27 protein-coding genes are annotated in these 21,536 nt (G+C 57.5%); 15 read left to right on the top strand and 12 right to left on the bottom strand.

Annotation, left to right across the window (positions count from 1 at the left end):
• Positions 1-222 precede the first annotated feature (222 nt).
• From VGM18_14925 to VGM18_14915, 3 genes are all read right to left on the bottom strand, one after another.
• Complete coding sequence (locus VGM18_14925) at positions 223-762, bottom strand: hypothetical protein (GenBank protein HEY3974296.1); 540 nt, start codon at positions 760-762, stop codon at positions 223-225.
• Positions 759-1,529, bottom strand: a complete 771-nt coding sequence (locus VGM18_14920) for a hypothetical protein (protein HEY3974295.1) — start codon at positions 1,527-1,529, stop codon at positions 759-761. Before VGM18_14920 ends, VGM18_14925 begins: the two co-directional genes overlap by 4 nt.
• Positions 1,530-1,617: 88 nt before the next feature.
• Positions 1,618-1,746 (bottom strand): hypothetical protein, encoded by a 129-nt coding sequence (locus tag VGM18_14915; protein HEY3974294.1) that lies wholly within the window; start codon positions 1,744-1,746, stop codon positions 1,618-1,620.
• A gap of 106 nt (positions 1,747-1,852) precedes the next feature.
• Between VGM18_14915 and VGM18_14910 the strand changes: the two genes are divergently transcribed.
• Entirely contained in the window at positions 1,853-2,275 is a 423-nt protein-coding gene (locus tag VGM18_14910) for a hypothetical protein (protein ID HEY3974293.1), read from the top strand.
• Here VGM18_14910 and VGM18_14905 read toward each other — a convergent pair.
• Entirely contained in the window at positions 2,205-3,011 is an 807-nt protein-coding gene (locus tag VGM18_14905; GenBank protein ID HEY3974292.1) for a helix-turn-helix transcriptional regulator, read from the bottom strand. The genes VGM18_14910 and VGM18_14905 overlap by 71 nt on opposite strands.
• Before the next feature lie 461 nt (positions 3,012-3,472).
• On the opposite strand from VGM18_14905, the gene VGM18_14900 reads away from it, so the two are divergent.
• From VGM18_14900 to VGM18_14885, 4 genes are all read left to right on the top strand, one after another.
• Positions 3,473-4,438 (top strand): ABC transporter ATP-binding protein, encoded by a 966-nt coding sequence (locus VGM18_14900; GenBank protein ID HEY3974291.1) that lies wholly within the window; start codon positions 3,473-3,475, stop codon positions 4,436-4,438.
• 58 nt (positions 4,439-4,496) lie between these two features.
• Positions 4,497-5,312: an ABC transporter permease gene (locus VGM18_14895; protein ID HEY3974290.1), complete on the top strand. Its 816-nt coding sequence runs from the start codon at positions 4,497-4,499 to the stop codon at positions 5,310-5,312.
• A gap of 437 nt (positions 5,313-5,749) precedes the next feature.
• The gene (locus tag VGM18_14890; GenBank protein HEY3974289.1) at positions 5,750-6,802 is read left to right on the top strand and encodes a sensor histidine kinase; all 1,053 of its coding nucleotides are present in this window, start codon (positions 5,750-5,752) and stop codon (positions 6,800-6,802) included.
• Positions 6,799-7,443 (top strand): response regulator transcription factor, encoded by a 645-nt coding sequence (locus tag VGM18_14885; protein HEY3974288.1) that lies wholly within the window; start codon positions 6,799-6,801, stop codon positions 7,441-7,443. Before VGM18_14890 ends, VGM18_14885 begins: the two co-directional genes overlap by 4 nt.
• A 133-nt stretch (positions 7,444-7,576) precedes the next feature.
• Here the strand turns inward: VGM18_14885 and VGM18_14880 are convergent, their stop codons facing one another.
• Entirely contained in the window at positions 7,577-8,248 is a 672-nt protein-coding gene (locus VGM18_14880) for a hypothetical protein (GenBank protein ID HEY3974287.1), read from the bottom strand.
• Between the two features lie 233 nt (positions 8,249-8,481).
• Positions 8,482-9,447 carry an isoaspartyl peptidase/L-asparaginase gene (locus tag VGM18_14875; GenBank protein ID HEY3974286.1) on the bottom strand — a complete coding sequence of 322 codons (966 nt, stop codon included), beginning with the start codon at positions 9,445-9,447 and terminating at the stop codon, positions 8,482-8,484.
• Positions 9,448-9,550: 103 nt separating this feature from the next.
• On the opposite strand from VGM18_14875, the gene VGM18_14870 reads away from it, so the two are divergent.
• Both VGM18_14870 and VGM18_14865 read left to right on the top strand, forming a co-directional pair.
• On the top strand, positions 9,551-9,790 hold the full coding sequence (locus VGM18_14870) for an AbrB/MazE/SpoVT family DNA-binding domain-containing protein (protein HEY3974285.1): 240 nt from the start codon (positions 9,551-9,553) through the stop codon (positions 9,788-9,790).
• Positions 9,787-10,209 carry a PIN domain-containing protein gene (locus VGM18_14865; protein HEY3974284.1) on the top strand — a complete coding sequence of 141 codons (423 nt, stop codon included), beginning with the start codon at positions 9,787-9,789 and terminating at the stop codon, positions 10,207-10,209. The genes VGM18_14870 and VGM18_14865 overlap by 4 nt, the downstream gene beginning before the upstream one ends.
• Positions 10,210-10,244: 35 nt before the next feature.
• On the opposite strand, the gene VGM18_14860 is transcribed toward VGM18_14865, so the two are convergent.
• Both VGM18_14860 and greA read right to left on the bottom strand, forming a co-directional pair.
• Positions 10,245-10,931 (bottom strand): CDP-alcohol phosphatidyltransferase family protein, encoded by a 687-nt coding sequence (locus tag VGM18_14860; GenBank protein ID HEY3974283.1) that lies wholly within the window; start codon positions 10,929-10,931, stop codon positions 10,245-10,247.
• Positions 10,931-11,431 carry a transcription elongation factor GreA gene (gene greA / locus VGM18_14855; GenBank protein ID HEY3974282.1) on the bottom strand — a complete coding sequence of 167 codons (501 nt, stop codon included), beginning with the start codon at positions 11,429-11,431 and terminating at the stop codon, positions 10,931-10,933. Before greA ends, VGM18_14860 begins: the two co-directional genes overlap by 1 nt.
• Before the next feature lie 220 nt (positions 11,432-11,651).
• Between greA and VGM18_14850 the strand changes: the two genes are divergently transcribed.
• From VGM18_14850 to VGM18_14840, 3 genes are all read left to right on the top strand, one after another.
• Positions 11,652-12,071, top strand: coding sequence for a YciI family protein (locus tag VGM18_14850; protein ID HEY3974281.1), 420 nt, complete (start codon positions 11,652-11,654; stop codon positions 12,069-12,071).
• A gap of 136 nt (positions 12,072-12,207) precedes the next feature.
• A complete protein-coding gene (locus VGM18_14845) occupies positions 12,208-12,594 on the top strand; it encodes a YciI family protein (protein ID HEY3974280.1) in 387 nt (128 codons plus the stop codon).
• Between the two features lie 18 nt (positions 12,595-12,612).
• Positions 12,613-13,878, top strand: a complete 1,266-nt coding sequence (locus tag VGM18_14840) for an RNA polymerase sigma factor (protein HEY3974279.1) — start codon at positions 12,613-12,615, stop codon at positions 13,876-13,878.
• A gap of 60 nt (positions 13,879-13,938) precedes the next feature.
• Here the strand turns inward: VGM18_14840 and VGM18_14835 are convergent, their stop codons facing one another.
• Positions 13,939-14,475, bottom strand: coding sequence for a CarD family transcriptional regulator (locus VGM18_14835; protein ID HEY3974278.1), 537 nt, complete (start codon positions 14,473-14,475; stop codon positions 13,939-13,941).
• 203 nt (positions 14,476-14,678) lie between these two features.
• On the opposite strand from VGM18_14835, the gene ruvX reads away from it, so the two are divergent.
• The gene (ruvX, locus tag VGM18_14830; protein HEY3974277.1) at positions 14,679-15,200 is read left to right on the top strand and encodes a Holliday junction resolvase RuvX; all 522 of its coding nucleotides are present in this window, start codon (positions 14,679-14,681) and stop codon (positions 15,198-15,200) included.
• A 55-nt stretch (positions 15,201-15,255) separates the two neighbouring features.
• Here the strand turns inward: ruvX and VGM18_14825 are convergent, their stop codons facing one another.
• Entirely contained in the window at positions 15,256-15,639 is a 384-nt protein-coding gene (locus VGM18_14825) for a four helix bundle protein (GenBank protein ID HEY3974276.1), read from the bottom strand.
• 183 nt (positions 15,640-15,822) lie between these two features.
• Positions 15,823-16,914, bottom strand: a complete 1,092-nt coding sequence (mltG, locus tag VGM18_14820) for an endolytic transglycosylase MltG (GenBank protein HEY3974275.1) — start codon at positions 16,912-16,914, stop codon at positions 15,823-15,825.
• A 411-nt stretch (positions 16,915-17,325) separates the two neighbouring features.
• On the opposite strand from mltG, the gene VGM18_14815 reads away from it, so the two are divergent.
• Both VGM18_14815 and VGM18_14810 read left to right on the top strand, forming a co-directional pair.
• Entirely contained in the window at positions 17,326-18,192 is an 867-nt protein-coding gene (locus VGM18_14815) for a DUF4292 domain-containing protein (protein HEY3974274.1), read from the top strand.
• Between the two features lie 97 nt (positions 18,193-18,289).
• Positions 18,290-19,396 (top strand): ABC transporter permease, encoded by a 1,107-nt coding sequence (locus VGM18_14810; GenBank protein HEY3974273.1) that lies wholly within the window; start codon positions 18,290-18,292, stop codon positions 19,394-19,396.
• Positions 19,397-19,539: 143 nt separating this feature from the next.
• On the opposite strand, the gene VGM18_14805 is transcribed toward VGM18_14810, so the two are convergent.
• Positions 19,540-20,082: a hypothetical protein gene (locus VGM18_14805; GenBank protein HEY3974272.1), complete on the bottom strand. Its 543-nt coding sequence runs from the start codon at positions 20,080-20,082 to the stop codon at positions 19,540-19,542.
• A gap of 314 nt (positions 20,083-20,396) precedes the next feature.
• Here VGM18_14805 and rplM point away from each other — a divergent pair, with 314 nt between their 5' ends.
• Together rplM and rpsI are read left to right on the top strand one after the other, a co-directional pair.
• Positions 20,397-20,864, top strand: a complete 468-nt coding sequence (gene rplM, locus VGM18_14800) for a 50S ribosomal protein L13 (GenBank protein ID HEY3974271.1) — start codon at positions 20,397-20,399, stop codon at positions 20,862-20,864.
• Between the two features lie 146 nt (positions 20,865-21,010).
• Positions 21,011-21,406, top strand: coding sequence for a 30S ribosomal protein S9 (gene rpsI, locus VGM18_14795; protein ID HEY3974270.1), 396 nt, complete (start codon positions 21,011-21,013; stop codon positions 21,404-21,406).
• The last annotated feature ends 130 nt before the right edge of the window (positions 21,407-21,536 follow it).

The raw sequence follows: 21,536 nt of genomic DNA, 5'->3' as shown, positions 1-21,536 counted from the left end.
TCGCGAAGGCGAGCAGACGGCGGGATGACTCCCACGGCGGGTGGCCGATTCAATCACAAAGAAGTTTGGATCGCTTGGATAACCGCTGGTTTTTATAACAGAACGGCAAACGAAAACAAGTATGGAATGGGGAACAGCGATCTTTAAGAGAGGACCGCGACAACCGCGGCTTTCCCGGCTTAACGAAAGATTCAACGAAACCCATTCAAGCTGTAATCCTGATCACAGAGTCGCGGCAATGCGCAGCGGAACGGCTGGATTTTGCAATCTGCCGAGAAGCATGGCCGAGCCACTCAGTTGCTCGTAATCGTGAAGAATGGGAGCGGCCGCGAGGCCGAAGCCCGGCCAAGCCAGCGCAACATAAATTCTAAGCAGGGCAATCGCGGCGTTGCGGCGCAACAGAAGCGCGTTGTCGACGAGTCGCCGCGCGGCCTCGGCGGTTTGAGCATCCCCCGCTGTCTGGGCGGCTTGTCCCATCAGGACGAGGACTGCGGCATTTTGTCCCGCGGTTTGAACGTAGGCGGCCATGGCGCGCAGGCGTTGCCGCTGCACCAGGCGAAACTCCGCCGCAGGCAAGCGGCGGCGCAGATAATCGTCTTCCGCGGGATCGATCAGGTTGCGGAAAGCCTCCACATCAATGGTTTGAATCTTGCGGGCCAGGCCCGCGTCCGGCGAGACTTGCAGGCTGCGCGAGATCGTCACGCCAATGATGAAGATCAGGGCAAGAGCGGCGGCAATTACGAGAATAAGGGCCAGAGTCATGGATGAACGAGACGCTCCAATTCCCGGTTCAAAAGATCGAGGTCGTTTTCCGGCAACGGAACCGCGGACTTCGTTGCCGCTTTCGCAGGGACGAGCAAGTAGTAGAACCAGATCAGGACACAGGCGTGGTATGCCAACATGTTTAAGAAATCGAGAACTGGTCGCTTCGAGGCTGGCAGCCCGCTATTGGCAGCGACTGCCCAAGTCGCGAGATGTACACACGCTGAGACGGCCAGGCCAAGAGCGATTCCAAAGGTCGCCCGCATTCCACTAAGGCGGAAATACTTCAAGAACGCAAAAATGAAAACCAGCAGCCCTGACTCAATCAGGTAGATTGCCTGCTGCAGCAAGTGCGCACCGTTGACGATCCCGAACAGACTGTCTTGAGGGGCCCGCGACGCAGCGATAGAGGCGGTGAATACTAAAAAGATCCCAAAACTGCGAATGAGAATTTTGCCGTGTTTCGCAATAGAAGGATAAGGATCGAAGGCATGGGCAAAGATTTCCCCGATCAACGCAAACTTCAACAAGCCCTCGACCACTAGGCATGCCCAGAAGATGAGCCACCAAGTGTGAGGAGTCACTGACGGCATTACGTCGGCGGCATACGCGATAAGTTGCTCGATCGCGCTGATCACGGCAAAGGCAAAGAAAACCGGGTAGTCCGTGTACAGGCGGCGCTGCCACGACAGAAAGCCGAGGACGAGAAGTAGGATATTGGGCGCAACCCAGAGGTAGTGCCAGAGAATTGAGTGCGCCTGCAGCATGACGGTGTGACACTATACCCCGACTGGCTGCAGGCGGCAATGCAATCTTGATTCTTGTTCCGTTTTCGTAAGAAAGACAGGCCTCACGTTACGGCTTGCACAATGTGTTGCCACAATTAGTAGTGCCAGCGCCTCCATCGGCCCGGACTGCGGTGGGAATCACCAGTGTATTCAGCAAGAGGACAGCGGCTCCGAGCATCAATAGGATACGTTTCACGATTGTTTTCTCCTTGGAACTGCGAATTGGACCGTGATAGTTTCATGAGCACATTGGCGGGCGCAACGCGTTGAAAAACCTTTGAGCGTTCGGAATTCGTAACAAGATGACCCTGAAATCGGCTCTCCAGGACGTGAAAGAGACCACGCTGGCTGCCGTCGCCGGCCTGCTGGGAAAACTGGCATATCTGGCCTCCCTGCGCCGGCCCCAAGGCCGCTACGAACATTGGGGAATGGAGCACATCCACGGACCGGAATCCTCGGAACGCGCCCTCAAGACGGCCCACAGCGAAGTGGTAGCCGGGATCTTGCGAACGCCGCTTCCGGCGCTGGAGGGAGACTTAAACGAATCGAGCCGGGGCGGCGGAGTGGAAGCGCAAGCTTATGTCGAGCAATTGCGGGATCGCTTCGAAGATTTGCTGCCGGGGGAACGCGCGGATTCCCCCACCGCTCGCCACCTTAATTCAGTGCTGCTGGCGCTTTCGACCCTGGAGAAGCATCGAGGGCGTGCCACTCGGTCAATTTCATAGCCACGCCCACTACCTGGCCGAGCACCTCGGCTTCCTGCGGATGGCGGAGAATCCGCACCGGAACCGGAGAGAGAGGATGGGGCTGCAAAATAATTTCCTCGCGGCGCATGCTGCACCAGCAGCAGGTGTGGCCGTCGCGAGTCTCCACAAAATAAATCGGGCGCTCGTATTCCGAACGCCACGAACCCTCCACTACTTTATTTCTAGCCTCATCGACCTGGATGAAGCTGCCGGGAGGCAGAATCGGATACATGGTGAAGTCCTGAGTGCCGACGTAGCCGTAGGTAAAATCGCTATTGGCGAATTGCGCCAGATAGGCGACGGGAACCAGTCCCCACTGCTCGACCATGCGCCCGAGGTTGGTGGTGCGGCGCTCGTCAAAGCCAGGATCCATGCGCACCGGAACCTGTACCGACGACAACCCCGCGAGCGCGTCGGAGACGTGCGACTTCGGCGGCGAAACCAATCCGAGGTCGGCGGCCATCCGATTCAGGTCAACGCCATACCACGCCATCAGTTCGCGAATATCCCTCCGGTAAATGACCGACAAAGTGTAGAGCCGGAAAATGCTGGGCAAAATTCCTTTGGTTTCAATGTCGGACAAACGGCTGGGGGGAATGGAAAATTCCTCGTTGCGATATTTATCGGCAATGCATGCGCTCGAGTTCTCCACATCGCGCATGGTCAGGCCGAGCTTCTCGCGCAGGGTACGAAGGCTTTTTCCCGCGGGTAACATTGGGCGCGCCTCCAAAGAAAGTGGAGGAATCATACCAAAGAGAAAAGCAAATGTGATGCAGGATTTGTGCAAACGACTTCAGGTCTGCGTCTTGTTACGAAATCCGAACAGGCTGAGGCCCTTATCAGGAGCGCGGAATTGAGACTCCCTAGGCTTGGGACGCAGAGACGGTGCGCCAGCCACGCATTGTGGATTTCCAGCGCCTGTTCGGAATTCGTAACACTTGCGGTTCGACATAAGGATTTCCCCTGTGCCGCCTCCGCGGCAGAAACGTTGTCTGCCCCTCCGCTGGGGCGGAATATTACTCTTATCGCGGATAGATAGGTGGATGACATTTGTCACGCTCGCCGCGTGATGGATGGCACTGGTGCGCTCTTTTCCCTTGCCGCATGATGCCATTACTGGACGGGACGATATGACGATTCCCGTCCGACGGCGCGAAAGCCGCTGGGAGATTGAAAATGACCGCAACTTTAGAGCTTGCGCAGCACCGGCAAGCTATCGCCGAACCGGCGGATTCAGCATTGATCGTCGCCAGCCTGGATGGCGTAAACAAGAACTATGGAACCGTTCGGGCGCTGCGCGGAGTCGATTTTCGGGTGCGCGCGGGCGAAGTCGTGGCTCTGCTCGGTCCAAACGGGGCTGGCAAGACCACGGCCGTGAAGCTGCTTCTGGGATTGCTACAGCCGAACTCGGGGAAAGCCCGCGTTTTCGGCGGCGACCCCACGAATCCTGAAAACCGGATGAGAACCGGCGCTATGTTGCAAGTGGGACGGGTTCCGGAAACCCTCCGCGTCCGCGAGCACATCGATTTGTTTTCATCGTATTACCAGAGACCGATGGCGCCTGCGGAAATTCTCGCTGCCGCCGGTCTCGAGAAGCTGAGCGACCGCAAGTTTGGCGACCTTTCTGGCGGCCAGCGGCAGCGCGTGCTGTTTGCCCTGGCCATTTGTGGCGACCCGGACTTGCTGTTTCTCGATGAACCGACGGTCGGGCTCGACGTGGAAGCGCGCCGCATGTTGTGGGAGGAAATTCGCAAGATGGTCACACGCGGCAAAACCGTCCTGCTTACCACGCATTACTTGCAGGAGGCTGACGCTCTGGCCGACCGCGTCGCCGTCATCAATCAGGGCGAAATCATCGCCCAGGGAACACCGGCGGAGATCAAAGCCAAAACCGCCGGCAAGCGCATTCGCTGCATCACGAGCCTTAGCATTGGCGTTCTGCGACAAATTCCGGGCGTGACGGAAGTAAAGGAAGATCGCGAAGCGGTCGAACTTCACGCGGTCGAGGCCGAGTCGATCGTCCGCGAATTGTTGACGCGGGATGCTAGTCTTTCCGGCCTTGAGGTCAGCAGCGCCGGTCTCGAAGAGGCCTTTCTCGCGCTGACCCAGGACACAGCGCAAAATGGAAATCATTCCAAGTGAATGTCGACGTGAGCATAAAAGGTAAGCCAGCAAGTGCGCGAGCAAGAAGGAGAAGAGAATGAGTACCGCATCCATCGCATGGAACAACGAGCGAATCGAACGCACGCCGCGTCACACGGCCACCATTTATATGAAGGAAGCGAAGTATGAATTCTTAAAGAACCTTCGCCTCCGCATGTACACCGCGTCCGTGCTGAGCTTTCCAATCATGTTTTACGTATTGTTTGGCCTGGTACTCAATTCGCATCAGGCAATCGGAGGCACGTCGATCCCGGCGTACTTGATCGCAACCTATGGCACGTTTGGGGTGATGGGCGCCTCGCTGTTTGGAACTGCGGCGGGCCTGGCCTCTGACCGCGGGCTGGGGTGGCTGCAAGTGAAGCGCGCCAGCCCCATGCCGCCATTCGCCTACTTCACGGCCAAAGTCATCACCAGCATGACGTTCAGCATGATCATTGTGCTCGCGCTCTTCGCCCTTGGCGTTGGTTTGGGCGGCGTACGCATGCCGCTCGCCGATTTCGCCAGGCTGTTGGGAACGTTGGCCGCCGGTTCCTTGCCTTTTTCCGCATTGGGATTGGCTCTTGGATATTTCACCGGACCCAATTCGGCGCCGGCCACCATCAACCTTATTTATTTGCCGATGTCCTTCTGTAGCGGATTGTGGGTGCCGTTTATGTTCCTGCCAAAAGTTGTGCGGCAGATCGCGCACGCCCTGCCGCCTTATCACTTATCGCAACTGGCGCTGGGAGTCGTTGGCGCCGGACAGCATGAATCGAACACGGCGCATTGGGAAGTGCTCGCCGCGTTCACGATGATCTGCCTCGGCGTAGCGCGCATCGGCTTCCATCGCGATCAGGACAAAATGTACGGGTAAGGTTTGAGGTCTCAGAGTTTCAAGGTCTCAAGCACCCGTCGACTCTGAGAACCTTCAATCTGAAACTTTGTAACTTTGAAGCTGGGATTCTCACATGAGCGTGAATTCGAAAAAATCGGTGAGTTGGGCAGCTCTTCTAATTCTCTTCGGACTTATCGCCTTGTTCGGCGGCGTGAAGTCGCTCGCTGTACTGATTCCGGCGGCGCTTTTGGTCTGGTTCGCGGCCAAGCCTACCCTAAGAACTGGCCGAAATTGACCGCCAGGGAGAAAATAGTGGGATGCGAATACTGAGGTGAAATTACGGGAGGCAGAATAAAAGAATGCCGCTGATGGGGTTTGATCGAACATACGAGTGCGAATCGGCTGGTCCCTTGAAATTAAAACCTTGGAAGAAAATATTCAGGGACAGGGATCACGGCTGGAGTCCTTTGTTCTGGGTGGTCTATCTCGGCTTCTTCTTCATTGATCCGGTGATGAACCACGCCAGCCTTAGGTTATGGCTGGTGGATATTCTCGGCGCTCTTGTCTTTCTCGGTCTCTATTTTGGGTTGTTCGTGCTGGAACATCCTCGGGCTCTGGCGCACGTCGTCGGCATGATGGTGCTCGGGATCGTGTTTCTGCCCTTCAACAACGGCGGATGCACGTTCTTTATTTTCGCGGCTGCCATGTTGCCGTTTAGTGTGGATAGTCAGACTGCCGCTGTCGTGGGGTTACTCACGATTGGAGCCACGGGCGCCATCGAGGGATTGCTGCTGCATGTCCGCGGCTGGCAATTATTTTGGATAGCGCTCTTCCCCGTGTTCATCGGCGCGGGGAATACCTTTTTCGCCGAGCGCAACCGCATGAACCGCCGCCTGCGCAAGGCGAACGACGAAATCGAGCATCTGGCCAAGATGGCCGAGCGCGAGCGCATTGCGCGCGATCTGCACGATGTACTAGGGCACACGTTATCGGTGATCACATTGAAGTCGGAGCTTGCCGGCAAACTGATCGATCGCGATCCGCAGCGCGCCGGAAAAGAAATCCGCGAAGTGGAGCAGATTTCGCGGCAGGCTTTGACCGATGTGCGCGACGCCATTCGCGGATACCGTTCGCAAGGCCTGGTCGCGGAACTGGCGCAAGCCAAGACCACGCTCGAGACCGCCGGCCTGACCGTGCAGTGCGACGCGGCGAGCACGATGAAACTCCCAGCTGTGCAGGAAAGTGTGCTGTCGCTGGCGGTACGCGAGGCTGTCACCAACGTTGTCCGTCACGCGCAGGCCCGGAATTGCCGCTTGCGCCTGGAGCAGCAGAATGGTTCCTGCCGGCTGCAAATTCAGGATGATGGCGTGGGCACATCCAACGGCGAAGGCAACGGCCTGCGTGGCATGCGCGAACGCGTCGAGATGCTCGGTGGCAGCTTGAATCGCAGCACCGATTCCGGCACTACGCTCACCATCACGCTCCCCGTGAAAGAAATCGCGCCGAAGAACGAAGGTTTCCACCCTTGAATCCTCACTCCAGAGAAAGCGTCAAAGAAGGCCGTAAAACCATCCGCGTCGTTCTTGCCGAGGACCAGGGGATGGTGCTGGGCGCGCTCGCGGCGCTGCTGGAAATCGAAGGCGACATTTCCGTAATTGCCAGAGCGCGTAATGGCAAGGAAGCGCTGGAAGCCGTGCTCGCCAACAAGCCCGATGTCTTCATCACTGACATTGAAATGCCGCACCTGAGCGGCCTTGACGTGGCGGCAGAACTGAAGCGCCGGAAGACCGGCACACGCGTGGTCATCGTCACCACGTTCGCGCGCTCCGGATATTTGCGTCGCGCGCTGGAATCCGGAGCCTCCGGATATCTGCTGAAAGATATGCGCGCCGAAGAACTCGCCGACGCCGTCCGCCGCGTCCATCAGGGGCTGCGCGTGATTCATCCCGAGCTCGCGACCGAAGCGTGGGGCGAGATGGATCCGCTCACCGATCGCGAGCGCCAGGTATTGCGACTCGCCGGCGAAGGGATGGCCAGCTGCGACATCGCCGGCGAGTTAGGTTTGTCGGACGGCACGGTGCGAAATTATCTCTCCGAAGCGATCAGCAAACTGGGCGCGAGCAACCGGGTCGAAGCGGCCAGAATTGCGCGGACCAAGGGCTGGTTGTAAATCTGGTACGGGCGGACCAACCCTGACACATTCGGGTTGCGGCTTCGATTCTGAGAGGGAAAGTCTTAGGGACGTCCACGGATGGAACGGAAGATTATCGGGCGTTGCTGGAGCAAGCCCCGACAGAGGCGTATTAGTGGATGGGCTGCATGCCGGCTCGAGGAAAAGCGGCATTTGTATCGTGGAGACAAAGCCGCCGAAGGCGCAGCAGAATGAAGATGATTCCGGCGTTCAGCGCGAGGCCGCCCAGGCCATACTTGAACGCGTCCATTGCGGTTTGCCGGCTCTCGTCGGCGGGCGCGATTTCGCGGTAGACCTGCACCCGGGCGCGGCCTTTCATCTCCGGGAAAAAATAGATCGGAATCGATGTTCCGACGGGAACCTGCTCATCGAGTTCCGCCTGATTACGTGGCTTTTCATCCAGAAAAGGCACCAGATTCATCGTTTCGCGCTTGCCCTCGACGATGCCTTTGGCATAGATGTCTGTACCCTTACCGTGTCTCTGATAGTAGACCTCCTCGACCTGGAAGTCGCTGCGATGGTAGGTTGCGCCTTCGTATTGGTGCCAGCGCATCCAGGCATTCATAAAGATCGCAAGACCGAATACCAAGGTCGCAACGAAGGCAAGCGAGAGCAGCGCAATCAGGAGACTGAGAATGCGAAATAAAAATGGGCGCGAGACCGGCTGCTGGGAAACTTTGACGGCTGCTCTATTAGCCTGAAAGTGGCTGGACAATATTGTCGCCAGCAGGATCACTCCTCCAAAGATCACGATCATGAAGCGCGGAAAGTGGAAGATAACCATAAATATGGATGATACGGCGATCTGAAACAGTGCGATCCCGTACTTTGCGGCGGACGGCCGGACGGGCTTCGCTCCGCAGGCGGGGCACGCTGCTGCCGCATCCACCAGAACGACTCCGCACTTCGGACATGGGTGCGTGGATATCATCGCGTGGCGATTACAACACCGCGGGTTAGACGCCGCAATTGACCAAGGTAACCGGATTGTTGCATTGAACTTTCTTTAGCAGAAGCTTAAGAGTCGCGGAGGACGCCTGCGTCTTGCTTTTTCGTCGTTCTATACGCCCAAGCCATACGGGGTGTGTTGTGGGCGATGCCGATGTGGCCTGCGGGATTGAGCACAATGATTCCGCCGTGGCCGTTCAGGCGCTGCTTCAGATAGTTCATTGCTTCCTGTGCGGACCACTCCGGCAGATTGCCTGCGGAGATGCGGTCGGCGGTCCACTTGGCCAGCACCAGCTTCATGATGGGCTCGCCCCATCCGGTGGTCGAAACCGCGGCGCTTTCGTTGTTCGCGTAGCAGCCGCAGCCGATCAGCGAGGAGTCGCCGAGGCGTCCGGGAGCCTTGTTCAGAGTGCCTCCGGTCGAAGTGGCGGCGGCGATGCTGCCATTACAGTCGAGCGCGACGGCACCGACAGTGTCGTGTGAAATCGTGGGATCATGCGCGCCCTCGAACATTTCGCTTCCCATCGGGTGGCCCATTCTAGCCGCGTCTTTTGCCGCTAGAGTGGGGATGTTCGCCTGATATTCCCGCAGGCGCTCGACCTCGCGCGGAATAATTAGATCCTCGTTCCGGCACAGTTCAATGCCGTGCTCGGCGGCAAACCGCTCCGCACCTTCGGCCACAAAATAAACGTGCGGGCTCTCGCTGAGAATCTTGCGCGCGGCGCGCACGGGATTGCGCAAGCGCTCTACACAGCCCACGCCGCCGGTGCGAAGCGTGGCGCCGTCCATGATCAGGGCGTCGAGCTGCACTTTACCGTCGCGATTCAAGAAGCTGCCGCGGCCGGCGTCGAAGGTCTCGTCGTCTTCCATGATGACAACGGCTTCCTCGACGGCGTCGAGCGCGGAGCCGCCCCGCTCGAGCACGCGCCATCCCGCAGCCAGCGCGTTGGTCACACCCTGAATGTGGGCGTCAACCATGTCGTCGGGCATGGCCCACGCGCCGCCGTGAACGACAAGAACGGAATCAGTCGGCAAGAGTGGTCCTCAGAAATCGGGATGCGATGGGATAGGATAGCATTGAACGAGTCCATTGCATCGGAGTAAGGAGATGTACAATAAGGTAAGGAGCAAGCTTAAGATGCAGAAACAAGCGCGAATTACCAGCAAGGGGCAAATCACCGTGCCTCACGAAATCCGAAAGTTCCTGGGCGTAAAGCCTGGCGACCACCTCGTCTTCGAGACCAGCGGCGCCCGTGCCAATGTGCGCCCGGTCCGCAAGAAGAGCCCGTTTGCGCCGTATCGAGGAATAGGAAACGGAAATGGGGGCTCCGGCAGGAAGGCCATTCTGCGGGCAATCCGTGAACTTCGCGGCCAATGACTACCGTTGTAGACACTAACGTGATTGCTGCTCTTTGGGATCCCGACGATGCCCTGAATGCACGCTCGCAGGCTGCATTGGATACCGCCCTGGCGCGCGGGAGCATGGTCGTACCCGCGCCCGTTTATGCGGAATTGATGGCCTTTGCCGGACGTACTGAGTCATTTCTGGATGGATTCTTTCGCGAGACCAGCGTGAGGGTGGATTGGGAATTCGAAGAGCGCGTATGGCGGTTGGCTGGTGAAGCATTCCAGGCTTATGCAGCGCGACGGCGAAAACAGCGCGAAGACGGCCCACGCCGCATTCTCGCCGACTTCTTGATCGGCGCCTACGCCGCCAGGCACAACTGCTCGCTGCTAACCCTCGACGAAGGGCTTTATCGTGCCGCGTTCCCTGCCCTCAAAATTGTAACCACTTAGAAATGTCTGACTCATGCATCGGTTTCTACACAATCTTACGCGGCTTGGCCGGCGTTCAGCGAGGCTGGTGGGTCTTGCGTCCTCGTCCAGGTGTAGCGCATGCGGTGGATTACTGTGATTGTGCTTAGTACTGCGATTACCCATAGGACTGGGGCCATGCGGTTCAACAGAGCTCCGAGGATTACGAGGACCAGACGTTCGGGTCGCTCCATAAATCCCACGCGACACGAGGGGATCAGAGATTCGGCGCGGGCTCGGGTGTAGCTGACCATGATGGCGCTGATCATGACGAAGGCGGCGAGGACGACGTAGAAGAAGCGTCCGCCGCGGGCGTAGAAGACGAGCAGGCCCAAGAATTGAGAGGCGTCGCTGTAGCGGTCGACCACCGAATCGAAGAAGCCTCCGAAGCGAGTGACGCGGTTGGTGGCCCGGGCGACTTGGCCGTCGACCAGATCGAAGAAGCCGGAAAAGATAATCACCAGGCCGGCGTAAATGAACATGCGCTTCTGGTTGCTCGCGTTGGCCGAGCCGAACAGGATGGCGGCCCACGTGTTGACGACCAATCCCATGAAGGTTAGGACGTTGGGATTGATGCGGGAAAGCGCGAGCCAGCGGACGATGGTGTCGAGCAGAACTCCGCAGGCGCGGCCGAAGGCGCTGGTCCAACTAAGAGATGATCTGCTTGGAGATGGTCGGCTTGGGTTCGGCGAGCTGGCTGACATTAGGCTTCGGCCTCTTTCGGGGCTTCGCCGTTGATTTCGTCGTGGATGGTGCTCAGCTTCAGGATTTCGAGTTCGCGTTTGCCGTTGGGGGAGACGACGATGACTTCGTCCCCGACCTTTTTATTGAGAAGCGCGCGGCCGATGGGCGAGGTGGTGGAGATTTTTCCTGTGGCTACGTCGGATTCCTCGCTGGTCACGAGCTTGTACTCAATCTCCTCGTTCTTAGTATTGTCGAAAACTTTGATCGTAGAACCGAGGCCCACGCGGTCATGGGGAATGTTGTTCATGTTGATCATGGACAACTCGGCGAGGCGCTTGCCTAGCTGGCGAACGCGCGCCTTGACGAACTCCTGGCGCTGCTTGGCCATATGATATTCGGCGTTCTCGCTGAGATCGCCGAGCGCGGCGGCCTTTTTGATTTCCTTGGGAAGCTCGTGGATCAGTTCGTGTTCGAGCGCGTTGATCTCTTCCTGTAGTTTTCGTTTGATGAGCTCTGTCATTCATTAACCCACAACTTAGAGATTATAACCCCGCGTTGGCGGGACAGCAGCAGTTAAGACCGGATTAGAGCCGACCAAAGGGCACGGCCGGAAAGGATGTCATTCATAGCCGTTGAATCCAGGCCTGTCGATTCCGGGATTCTTCGTTCGACGTATAAATAGAGACGGGATCTTGCATCGAAACCAAGCCCGCTCAAATTAGAAATTAGGAGATATAGCAATGAGAGTCATGGTCATCGTAAAAGCAAACCGGGAGTCGGAGGCCGGCGTGCTGCCCAGCAAGGAACTGCTGACCCACATGGGGAAATATAACCAGGAGCTCGTAAAAGCTGGCATCATGCTCGCGGGCGACGGATTGCATCCTAGCTCGAAGGGCAAGAGGGTGAAGTTTTCAGGCGAGAAGCGGACCGTAATCGACGGGCCATTCGCCGAAACCAAAGAACTGATTGCCGGGTATTGGCTGTGGCAAGTGCGCTCGATTGACGAAGCGGTGGAGTGGCTGAAGCGGGCTCCGTTTGATGGTGGGACTGAAATCGAGATTCGTCCGGTGTTTGAGGCGGCGGATTTCGGCGAGAACCTGACGCCCGAGTTGAAGAAACAGGATCAACGGATGCGCGAACAGCTTGCAGAAAAAAAGTAACCGTAACAATGAGGTTACTCGAAATCTTGTGTCGAATTTAGGATTTCTGATTCGACGTATTCATAGAGCCGGGAACCCGAGGGCAAGCCACCGAACCGGCTCATCAATTAATTCTATCCCCTGAAGGAGAAAAACAATGCGGTTCCTAAGTATCTACAAAACAGTTGAGAGAAGCACCCCGCCGACCGCCGAAGAGATGGCGGCGATGGGCAAACTGATCGAAGAAGGAACGAACAAGGGCTGGCTGCTGAGCACCGAAGGCTGCCTGCCCAGCGCACAGGGCGCGCGGGTTCGACGGTCCAATGGCAAGCTGACTATTACGGACGGCCCGTTCACCGAGGCGAAGGAACTGGTGGGTGGGTTCGCCATCCTCAAGGCGAACTCCAAAGCAGAGGCGATCGAGCTGGCCCGCCAGTTCCTTCAGATTGCGGGAGATGGCGAGTGCGAATTGCGCCAGATCTACGAAGCGGGCATGGACGCTCCGTGCACCGGCCATACCGCCGAGGTTGCGCTCCAAGGTTGAAAAATGGTGTGATCGGTAGTGGTGAGTACTACCGAGACCCATCGCGCCATCGAGGCAGTGTGGAGGATCGAGTCGGCCCGGGTGATTGCCGGGCTGACTCGAATTGTCCACGATGTGGGCGTGGCCGAAGAGTTGGCCCAGGATGCTCTAGTGGCGGCTCTGGAGAAATGGCCGGAGTCGGGGATTCCGCAGAATCCGGGGGCCTGGCTCATGGGTACGGCGAAACATCGGGCCATCGATTTCCTTCGTCACAGTTCGCTGGTTGATCTTAAGCATGAGCATCTCGGTCGCGAGCTGGCGGAGCGGGAGATGGAGGTGCCGGACCTCGCGGCTGCCATGGATTACAACATCGGCGACGACATGCTGCGGCTGGTATTCATTGCTTGCCATCCGGTGCTTTCGACCGAAGCGCGAGTCGCGCTAACCCTGCGTTTGTTAGGCGGCCTGACTACGGCGGAGATTGCGCGCGCTTACCTGGTCGTCGAGCCCACGATGGCGCAGCGGATCGTTCGTGCGAAACGGACTCTTACCGACGCGCATGTTCCCTTCGAAGTGCCCCGCGGTTCCGAATTCACGTCTCGACTCTCGCCGGTGCTGCAAGTGATTTACCTCATTTTTAACGAGGGCTATTCGGCAACGGCCGGAGATGACTGGATGAGGCCCGCATTGTGCGAGGAGGCGCTGCGCCTAGGAAGGATTCTGGCGGGACTGGCGCCGAATGAGCCGGAGGTGCATGGACTGGTCGCGCTCATGGAAATCCAGGCATCGCGGGCGAGGGCGCGAGTGGATGCGGCGGGAGAACCCATTCTGCTGCTCGAACAGGATCGGGCACAGTGGGACCGGTTACTGATCGGGCGGGGGCTGGCGTCTCTCGAGCGTGCCGAGCAACTGACTGGAACGCGCGGACCTTATAGCATCCAGGCTGCGATCGCTGCATGTCACGCACGCGCCGTAAGCGCAGCAGATACCGACTGGGCTCGGATCGTGGCTTTGTATGAGGAACTCGCAACCATAGAGCCGTCGCCGGTGATTGAGTTGAATCGCGCTGTAGCCGCAGGAATGGCCTCTGGCCCGGCGGCTGGTCTGGCATTTGTCGATGCGCTAACGAACGATCCCGCGCTGGAGGGTTACCATCTGCTTCCAAGTGTGCGCGGAGATTTGCTTCGGAAGCTTGGACGCCTTAGTGAGGCGCGCGCCGAGTTCGCACGGGCAGCATCGCTGACCCGCAATACCCGGGAAAGAAATCTTCTTCTGGATCGTGCGCGCGCTTGCGAGGAGGGTTAGCATCCGGGAGTCGAGTTAAGCAGGAGCGTGGCGCGCTCTGTGTCCGGCCAAGACGGATCGTTACGCTTGGAATTCTGAGGCTTCGGGGAAGCGCAGCTTACATTTGGCCAAGGCGCTGGTGAGGATCTCTTCGACCTTGGACTCTTCGCAGTTGCGGGCCATGGCCAATTCGCTGACCAGCAGATAGCGGGCGCGTTCCAGCATTTTCTTCTCGCGGAACGAAAGCGGCTTGGCCTGATGCAGCGCGATCAGGTTCTTCAGGACGCTGGCGACCTCGAGCAACGAACCGGTGCGCATGCGCTCGGAATTTTCCTTGAAGCGGTCTTTCCAGTCGCCATTGCTGCCATTTTCACCGACAGAAAGGGCGTCCAGCACCTTCTGGATTTCGCCGTTGCGCACGACGCGGCGCAGGCCGACGCTGCCGGCGTTGTGGCACGGGACCATCACTTTCAGGCTGCTGGCTTTGATGTGCAGGAGGTAAAACTTCTCGATTGTGGCGCCGACGGAGCGGCTACTAATCTGCTCAATTACACCAACACCGTGATTGGGATACACCACCTTGTCGCCGATGTGGAAATTCAAGTCTGTCGCATTCATCTTTAGGCACCCATGCTTTTTACACCCGGGATAGGCGAAGGGTTCGAGGGGAAAGGCTTGCAACAATCCTAGCACTCATGCTACTCCCAAAATAAGCCGAAAAGCAAGGTCCCGGGGTGTGCATCCATCGCTATAGGCTTCGTTAAGCGATTGAAACATAAGGTTTTGGCCGGAACCGAAAATCGTGCGCTTATAATCAGGCCGTGGACTCAGGCGAAGAACAACCAATTTGGGACCAAATCGAAGAAGACTCTTCCCAAAGCCGAAAGCCGGTTGCTCTGCCAGCGGGACGGATTCTGGGTCTTGATGTCGGCGCACGCCGGATCGGCGTCGCGGTGTCTGATCCGCTGGGAATCACGGCGCAGGGTTTGGACACCTTGCAACGCAAAACCAAGCGCCATGACTTCGAATATTTGCAGCGCCTCATTCAGGAATATGACGTGCGGGAAATTGTGGTTGGGTTGCCCCTTCGCATGAGCGGCGCGGAAGGAATACAGTCCGACAAGATGCAGGTCTTCGCCGAAGACTTGCGCAAACGCTTTCGGCTTCCGGTGCATTTATGGGATGAACGGCTGACCTCGGCCGAAGCCAATCGGCTCCTGCGGGAAACGGATCTCTCGATCGAAAAGCGCGGCAAAGCCGTGGACCGGATGGCAGCGGTCTTGATCTTGCAGGGCTGGATGGAAGCGAGATCGGCTTCCGGCTCCCGGCTTCCGGGGGAGTAGTGCGGCGTCGGGCGTCAGGCGTCGGACTACGGACCTCGACTTCATGGCGAGTTCTCTACGCTGCTGAACGTCCCGACCCGTCGATTGGACGGATGGACTGGATCAGCAAATTCAGCATTCGACCAAGTTCAGCACAGAGGCCGATCACGATCTCCGCTCGCTGCTGAATGAGGAATCCTAACCTCTGCGCGATAAGGATTTGAGTCTCGAGTTCTAGAAGAGAGCCACGCGCTTGGCAAAAGAAATGCGCTCGGTCGCGATCCGTTAGCCGCCCTTTACCTTCAGCAATGTTGCTCGGTATGGAGACGGCTGCCCGTCGCATTTCGCTTACTAAGCCGTACAGTTCGTTCTTAGGAAATCCCTGACTTTCCGCGTAAATGCTGACAACTAAGTCCATAGCACGCTGCCACACTCTTAGATCTCGGTAGGATCCACTCATTCGGGCGCCTCGGCTGATCCGCAATACTGGCAGCTTGATTGCCACGCCGCAAGCACGGATATCACATTTGAGGCGATTGTTCCTCTGGATTTTCTAAGGTGCCCTAGGTCCGGGGTCTAAAGGTCCAAGGTCCGAAGTCTGAGGTCCTAGGCCTAACGCCTGATGCCCGGCGCCTGACGCCTGCTACTTCCCCCGCATCGCTTTCCGGTAGGCCGCTACATTCTTATTGTGTTCTTCCATCGAGCTCGCGAAGCGGTGGTGACCCTGGGCGTCGGCGACGAAGTAGTAATAGTCGCTTTGCGCGGGATGCATGGCGGCTTCGAGGGCGATCCGTCCGGGATTGCCGATCGGTCCGGGCGGCAGGCCGGGATGCCTGTAGGTATTGTAAGCAGATACGAACTGCATGTCGGCGTGGTGCAGCGCGCCCTGGTAAGTTCCGGCCAGAAGCTCGGCGTAGATGATGCTGGGGTCGGCGTCGAGGGCGATGTTTTTGGCCAGACGGTTGTAATAGACACTGGCAACAAGCGGGCGCTCTTCGGGTACGGCGGTTTCTTTTTCGACGATGGACGCCATGATCACCGTGCGCTCCACGGCAAAGGTATCGCCTGGCGTGATCTTCGGGTCATTCGGTTCATGGAGCGCGCGAATCGAGTCGCAGATCTGTTTGCTATTGGCATCTCCACCCGGAGCTTGAATCAGCCCGATTTGCTGCGCCACGATATGGAACTGACACACCATTGATGCAGCCATATCCCGCATCGTCATCATGCGAGTGAATTGATATGTGTCCGGAAAGAGATAGCCTTCGAGCGAGCGCGCCCCAGGAGCAATGCCGGAGATAAGCCCCGTTTCGTTTTGCGCGACCTTCACAAAGTCCTCGGCAGGCCCCAGACCGGCGGCCTCAATCGCGCGGGCAATATCGAACATGTTGAAGCCTTCAGGCACAACTACAGTGTGGAAGTAAACATCGCCCCGTCGCAGCCGTTTCTGGATTTCGATGATGTTGGCCGGCTTGTCGAAAAGATATTCGCCAGCCTTCAGGGACCTTCCGTGGTGCAGGTAGTGCCACAGCACGAAGGCCTCTTCGCTGCGGATGACGCCTGTCCTCTTCAATTCAGCGGCGATGCGGCGTATGGAATATCCCGGATGCAGCAGCACGAACGTCTGGCCGGCAGATTTGTCCAGAGATGGGTCGACGGGCGTCAGGACGGCCCAGGCGAACCAACCGGTAGCCCCAAAGATGGCAACCAAGATGAGCCAGAGGATCTTTTTCATATAACGGCGATCATAAAATGGTGCTGATAACTTCGCCTAGTTTAGATGATGCTCGGCTGGCCCATGACCTGACGACAGTGCGTCTGTCTTTAGTAAGCACTAGAAGTAAGCACTAGACAAGGAACTTCATTAGTACTTGATTCACTTTAGGATTCGCTCTGGAAGAACGCTGGAAGAACAATGACTGGAAGAACAGAACGCTGCAAGAAACAAGCGGAAACGGAAAAATGGGGGTGTCCGAAGAGTAGATAATTTCACAGGACACTCTGAAAACTGTCGCAGCCGGTCTTTGAACCCTTTCCAGCCCTGTATACTCAAATGGTTAAGAGGCATTCTTTTATCTTGATGAGACGTGATTCGGCTTTTTGGCTCGTAATCCTGTTTCTTGCAGCTCTCTCCACGAGTGGCTGCGTGTTTCGCACGCGCCCGGTCGAAGATAACTACTCGAAAGCACCGCTGAAGCAGTCGACGCAGCAGGGATTGATCGACAGCATCAATCAACAGGCGGAAACGATCCACTCGCTGAAGGCGACGGTTGACATCGATACGTCGGTGGGCGGACTCAAGAAAGGCCACGTCACCGACTACAAGGAAATCCGCGGCTATGTGCTGGCGCGCAAGCCGGATACACTCCATATGATCGGGCTGATGCCCGTGGTGCGCACCAAGGCCTTTGACATGGTGAGCGACGGGCAGGATTTCAAGCTGTGGATTCCGCCCAAGAACCGCTTCGTGATCGGCAAGAACGACGTTCCCACACCCAATACCGATCAGCCGATGGAAAATATTCGTCCGCAGAATATTTATGAAGCGCTGCTGATCCGGCGCATCGACGCGAATTCCGAGATTGCCGTGCTCGAGAACGGCTACGAAACTCTGCACGATGCCAAGGGACGGCGAATTCTTCAGGACGATTACGAGTTGACCGTGATTCAGAAGGCCGGGAGCGGATGGAAACTGGGGCGCAAGATCGTCTTCGGGCGCACCGATCTGAAGCCGCATCGGCAATACATTTATAGCGAAGACGGGACGGTGGCAACCGACGCGCGCTACGCCGAGTACAAGGATTTCGACGGCGTAAGCTTCCCTTCTCGCATTGAGATCTACCGGCCGCAGGAAGAATATGACATTACGCTGAACATGCTGAAGGTGGAAATTAACCAGCCGCTCACCGATGAACAGTTCACGCTGGAACAGCCGCCGGGAGCGATAGTCGTGCATCTGGACCGTCCGCAGTCGAGTCTGGTGATACCGGCGAGTGTGAAGCAGCAGAATTAGCATTCGGCATTCAGCGCCTTGGGCCTGCTGGTTATTTCCGCGGCAATCTTGAGCTTCAACGCCTGAGTGCTGAGTGCTTCCCCGTGATGAGTAAAATATGATGAACAAAATGGTGGTCGCCAACCTGGTGCACCGGCCGGCGCGGTCGCTGATCGCGACCAGCGCCATTGCTCTCGAAGTCACCATGATTCTGCTGGTTGTCGCCCTTTTCTATGGATTGCTCAATGGGTCGAAGGAGAGCCAGGAGGGCATCGGCTGGGATTTGACGGTGAATCCGCCCGGGTCGTCGGCGTTGATCGGTATGTCCGGAGCGCCGATTTCGGTGAAGGTGGGAGATGTGCTGCGCCGGGTTCCGCACGTGACCGTGGTTGCACCAGTGATCTGGTGGTTCAGTCAAAAGCCGCTCGAGATCGTTTATGGCATCGATCTTGAGAGCTACGAAAAGCTGCTGTATCCCAGGTTCCATTTTCTCGCGGGAGGGCCGTTTCAAACGGCAAACGACGTGATTGTGGACGATTACTATGCCGATCAAAACCACAAGAAGGTCGGGGATACAGTTGAGGTCCTCAACCACGACTTCCGAATTTGCGGCATTGTTCCACACGGCATCGGCGCCCGTAAATTTCTGCCAATTGCCACTATGGGAGAGTTGGTGGCGGCTGAAGGGCACGCATCCGCGTTTTACCTCAAGCTGGATAATCCGGCCAATGCCGGCCTGGTAACCAAAGCCATTGCGGAGACGCCGGGCATGGAGAAATATTCAGTGCGCTCGATGCAGGAATATCTTTCGATGATGACGCCGGATAATCTTCCGGGATTTGATATCGCCATCAATATCGTGATCGGGGTGGCGGTCGTGGTCGGCTTTCTGGTGATCTTTCAATCGATGTATACGGCGGTGATGGAGCGCACGCGCGAGATTGGAATTCTGAAATCCATTGGCGCCTCGAAGCTTTATATCGTCAATGTGGTGCTGCGCGAGACGATGCTGCTGGCCGTAGTAGGAATCATCGCTGGGATCATCATCAGCCTGGTGACGCGGCGCGTGATCATGATGGAAAGGCCGGTGCTGCGCCTGTTCTGGAGCAACCAGTGGGCGTTGCGGGCAGCACTGATTGCGGCTCTGGGGGCGCTGGCGGGAGCATTGTATCCGGCGCTGAAGGCGGCGCAGAGAGATCCGATCGACGCGCTGGCGTACGAATAATAATTCTATTTCTGCTTTGTCATCCTGAGGCGGGCGTTCTGTGGCGCCGAAGGATCTATGCATTTTGTTTGACCGAGCCAAATGCATAGATCCCTCGCGGCAAAGAACGCCGCTCAGGATGACAAAGGTTTATGTAAGGGCGGTTATTGTCCACCCAGATATTGCACGTGAACGTAGGTTCCTAGCCTCACGTTGTAGGCGAGATACCAGCCGTCGTGGTCGGGATCGTCGTAGATGACGATCTGATCGCTGTCCCAGAGCCAGTCGCCGCAATATCCGACGTCGAAAGGCGCGACACTGAAATAGAAGCCGCCGAACCAGAAGCGGCCGGGACCGCCTCCGCCGAGTCGCCATACGTGGCCCCGACCGAAGCCGCCGGTAAAGCGGCCATGCTCCCAGGGATGATCGAGGTGGAAGTCCACACCAGGGCGTGCGACATCATGGCCGACCCATTCGCCATTGTGGTGCACGTGCGGTGCATCGGGGTGGCCTTCGCGGTCGCGAAAAGTCTGGGGAGCAGGTCGGGCGGGTGCGCCGTGCATTGCCGGCGGACCATGTGGCGGAATGTATCCGCCGCCGACCGCGTGACCACCGCCTCCGCGGCTACCGTGCTGCGCGAAGGCGGGCAGGGAAAGGACGATGAATACTGCTATAGACAGTGTTAGAAACCGGGGGAGTTGTTTCATGTCGAACCTCCTATTAAAAATTACCACCAGCGTGGGGACCATTGCCAGTGCTGGCCGTCTCGAGTAGATTTCCGTCGGGGGTGCAACGCAGGCAGCGGTGCAACGCGGGCGGCGGTGCAACGCAGGCAATGATCAGCCGTTCTCTTATGGTCAGAAACCCTGTCGTTGTTAACTCTACGTTGACAATTCCTCGCAGATTTCGGTAGATTAAAGACTTGGTAGTCGTGTGGTTGCCCGCCTGATGCACTGGCGTCCTCGCTAGGGAATCAACGAGCGGTCTTCTTTCGCAGTCTTATTCAATCTTGGGAGATTTTATGTCTACGTATTTCCCCAAAGAGGGGGAAATTGTGCGCAAGTGGTATGTCGTGGATGCGGACGGGCAGACGCTCGGGCGCCTGGCTTCGCAGGTTGCGCGCGTCCTCATGGGTAAAGAAAACCCGCAGTATACGCCGTTTCTCGATACCGGCGATCACGTGATTGTGATCAACGCAGAGAAGATCAAAACCACCGGCGTGAAGGCCGAGCAGAAGAAATATCACCATTACACGGGATATCCCGGCGGTATTCGGACCGAAGAATACAGCAAGCGCTTGATTCGCAAGCCGGAAGCGATTATTGAAGATGCGGTACGGCGCATGCTGCCGAAGAACAAACTGGCGGCGCACATGCTATCGAAGTTGCAGGTGTACAAAGGCGATAAGCATCCGCATCAGGCGCAGAAGCCGGTGGATTTGAAGTTGGAAGTGAGGGTGGATAAGCCACGCAAAGTGGCAGTTTCGTAAGAGAGCAGATAAGCGGGAGATCGTTCGCTCCGCCTGAAAAGCGGCTGCGCTCAGGATGACAAGAGGTTAGGGAGTTTCGAGAAGAAATCACAGCTCGCTTCGGGCGATTCAAGCTAGAAGCTAAGAGCTAGGAGCTAGAAGCTAAAATGGCAGAACTGGTTCAATACTACGGAACGGGACGCCGCAAGACGGCGATTGCCCGGGTTTATTTGCGTCCGGGCAACGGCGATTTCAAGGTCAACGGTCGCGCTTTTGAAGAGTATTTCGTGACCCCGGCGCAGCGTTCGGCGGCGAAAGCGCCACTGGCTTCGTCGGAGACGGGCGCTTCGTTCAACATCATCGCCAGCGTATTGGGCGGCGGGGTGCGCGGCCAGGCCGACGCGGTGAAGTTGGGCATTGCGCGCGCCCTGATGCAGTTCAATGCGGAACTGCGCAAGAAGCTGAAAGGCGAGGGCTTCGTTAGCCGCGATTCGCGCGGCAAAGAACGCAAGAAGTACGGCCAGAAGGGCGCTCGCAAACGTTTCCAGTTCTCGAAACGGTAGCTGCGTCACCGTGGGCCGGGACCGAGGAGATTGAGATTCCTCGCTCAGGCTGAAAAGCGCCTCCGCTCGGAATGACCTTTTGTTTGGGTTGGTTTGGTTTGGGTTTAGCTGAGAGCTGACGGCTGATAGC

This window comes from Candidatus Sulfotelmatobacter sp. (genome assembly GCA_036500765.1).
Taxonomy (GTDB): domain Bacteria; phylum Acidobacteriota; class Terriglobia; order Terriglobales; family Acidobacteriaceae; genus Sulfotelmatobacter.
Note: the sequence above shows the minus strand (reverse complement) of the source record. Positions and strands in the feature narration are given on the sequence as shown.

Coding starts and splice junctions, on each gene's coding strand:
- VGM18_14925 (HEY3974296.1), bottom strand. CDS start 762: ATGACTCTGGCCCTTATTCTCGTAATTGCCGCCGCTCTTGCCCTGATC.
- VGM18_14920 (HEY3974295.1), bottom strand. CDS start 1,529: ATGCTGCAGGCGCACTCAATTCTCTGGCACTACCTCTGGGTTGCGCCC.
- VGM18_14910 (HEY3974293.1), top strand. CDS start 1,853: ATGACCCTGAAATCGGCTCTCCAGGACGTGAAAGAGACCACGCTGGCT.
- VGM18_14905 (HEY3974292.1), bottom strand. CDS start 3,011: ATGTTACCCGCGGGAAAAAGCCTTCGTACCCTGCGCGAGAAGCTCGGC.
- VGM18_14900 (HEY3974291.1), top strand. CDS start 3,473: ATGACCGCAACTTTAGAGCTTGCGCAGCACCGGCAAGCTATCGCCGAA.
- VGM18_14895 (HEY3974290.1), top strand. CDS start 4,497: ATGAGTACCGCATCCATCGCATGGAACAACGAGCGAATCGAACGCACG.
- VGM18_14880 (HEY3974287.1), bottom strand. CDS start 8,248: ATGGTTATCTTCCACTTTCCGCGCTTCATGATCGTGATCTTTGGAGGA.
- VGM18_14870 (HEY3974285.1), top strand. CDS start 9,551: ATGCAGAAACAAGCGCGAATTACCAGCAAGGGGCAAATCACCGTGCCT.
- VGM18_14865 (HEY3974284.1), top strand. CDS start 9,787: ATGACTACCGTTGTAGACACTAACGTGATTGCTGCTCTTTGGGATCCC.
- VGM18_14860 (HEY3974283.1), bottom strand. CDS start 10,931: ATGTCAGCCAGCTCGCCGAACCCAAGCCGACCATCTCCAAGCAGATCA.
- greA (HEY3974282.1), bottom strand. CDS start 11,431: ATGACAGAGCTCATCAAACGAAAACTACAGGAAGAGATCAACGCGCTC.
- VGM18_14850 (HEY3974281.1), top strand. CDS start 11,652: ATGAGAGTCATGGTCATCGTAAAAGCAAACCGGGAGTCGGAGGCCGGC.
- VGM18_14845 (HEY3974280.1), top strand. CDS start 12,208: ATGCGGTTCCTAAGTATCTACAAAACAGTTGAGAGAAGCACCCCGCCG.
- VGM18_14835 (HEY3974278.1), bottom strand. CDS start 14,475: ATGAATGCGACAGACTTGAATTTCCACATCGGCGACAAGGTGGTGTAT.
- VGM18_14825 (HEY3974276.1), bottom strand. CDS start 15,639: ATGAGTGGATCCTACCGAGATCTAAGAGTGTGGCAGCGTGCTATGGAC.
- mltG (HEY3974275.1), bottom strand. CDS start 16,914: ATGAAAAAGATCCTCTGGCTCATCTTGGTTGCCATCTTTGGGGCTACC.
- VGM18_14810 (HEY3974273.1), top strand. CDS start 18,290: ATGATGAACAAAATGGTGGTCGCCAACCTGGTGCACCGGCCGGCGCGG.
- VGM18_14805 (HEY3974272.1), bottom strand. CDS start 20,082: ATGAAACAACTCCCCCGGTTTCTAACACTGTCTATAGCAGTATTCATC.
- rplM (HEY3974271.1), top strand. CDS start 20,397: ATGTCTACGTATTTCCCCAAAGAGGGGGAAATTGTGCGCAAGTGGTAT.
- rpsI (HEY3974270.1), top strand. CDS start 21,011: ATGGCAGAACTGGTTCAATACTACGGAACGGGACGCCGCAAGACGGCG.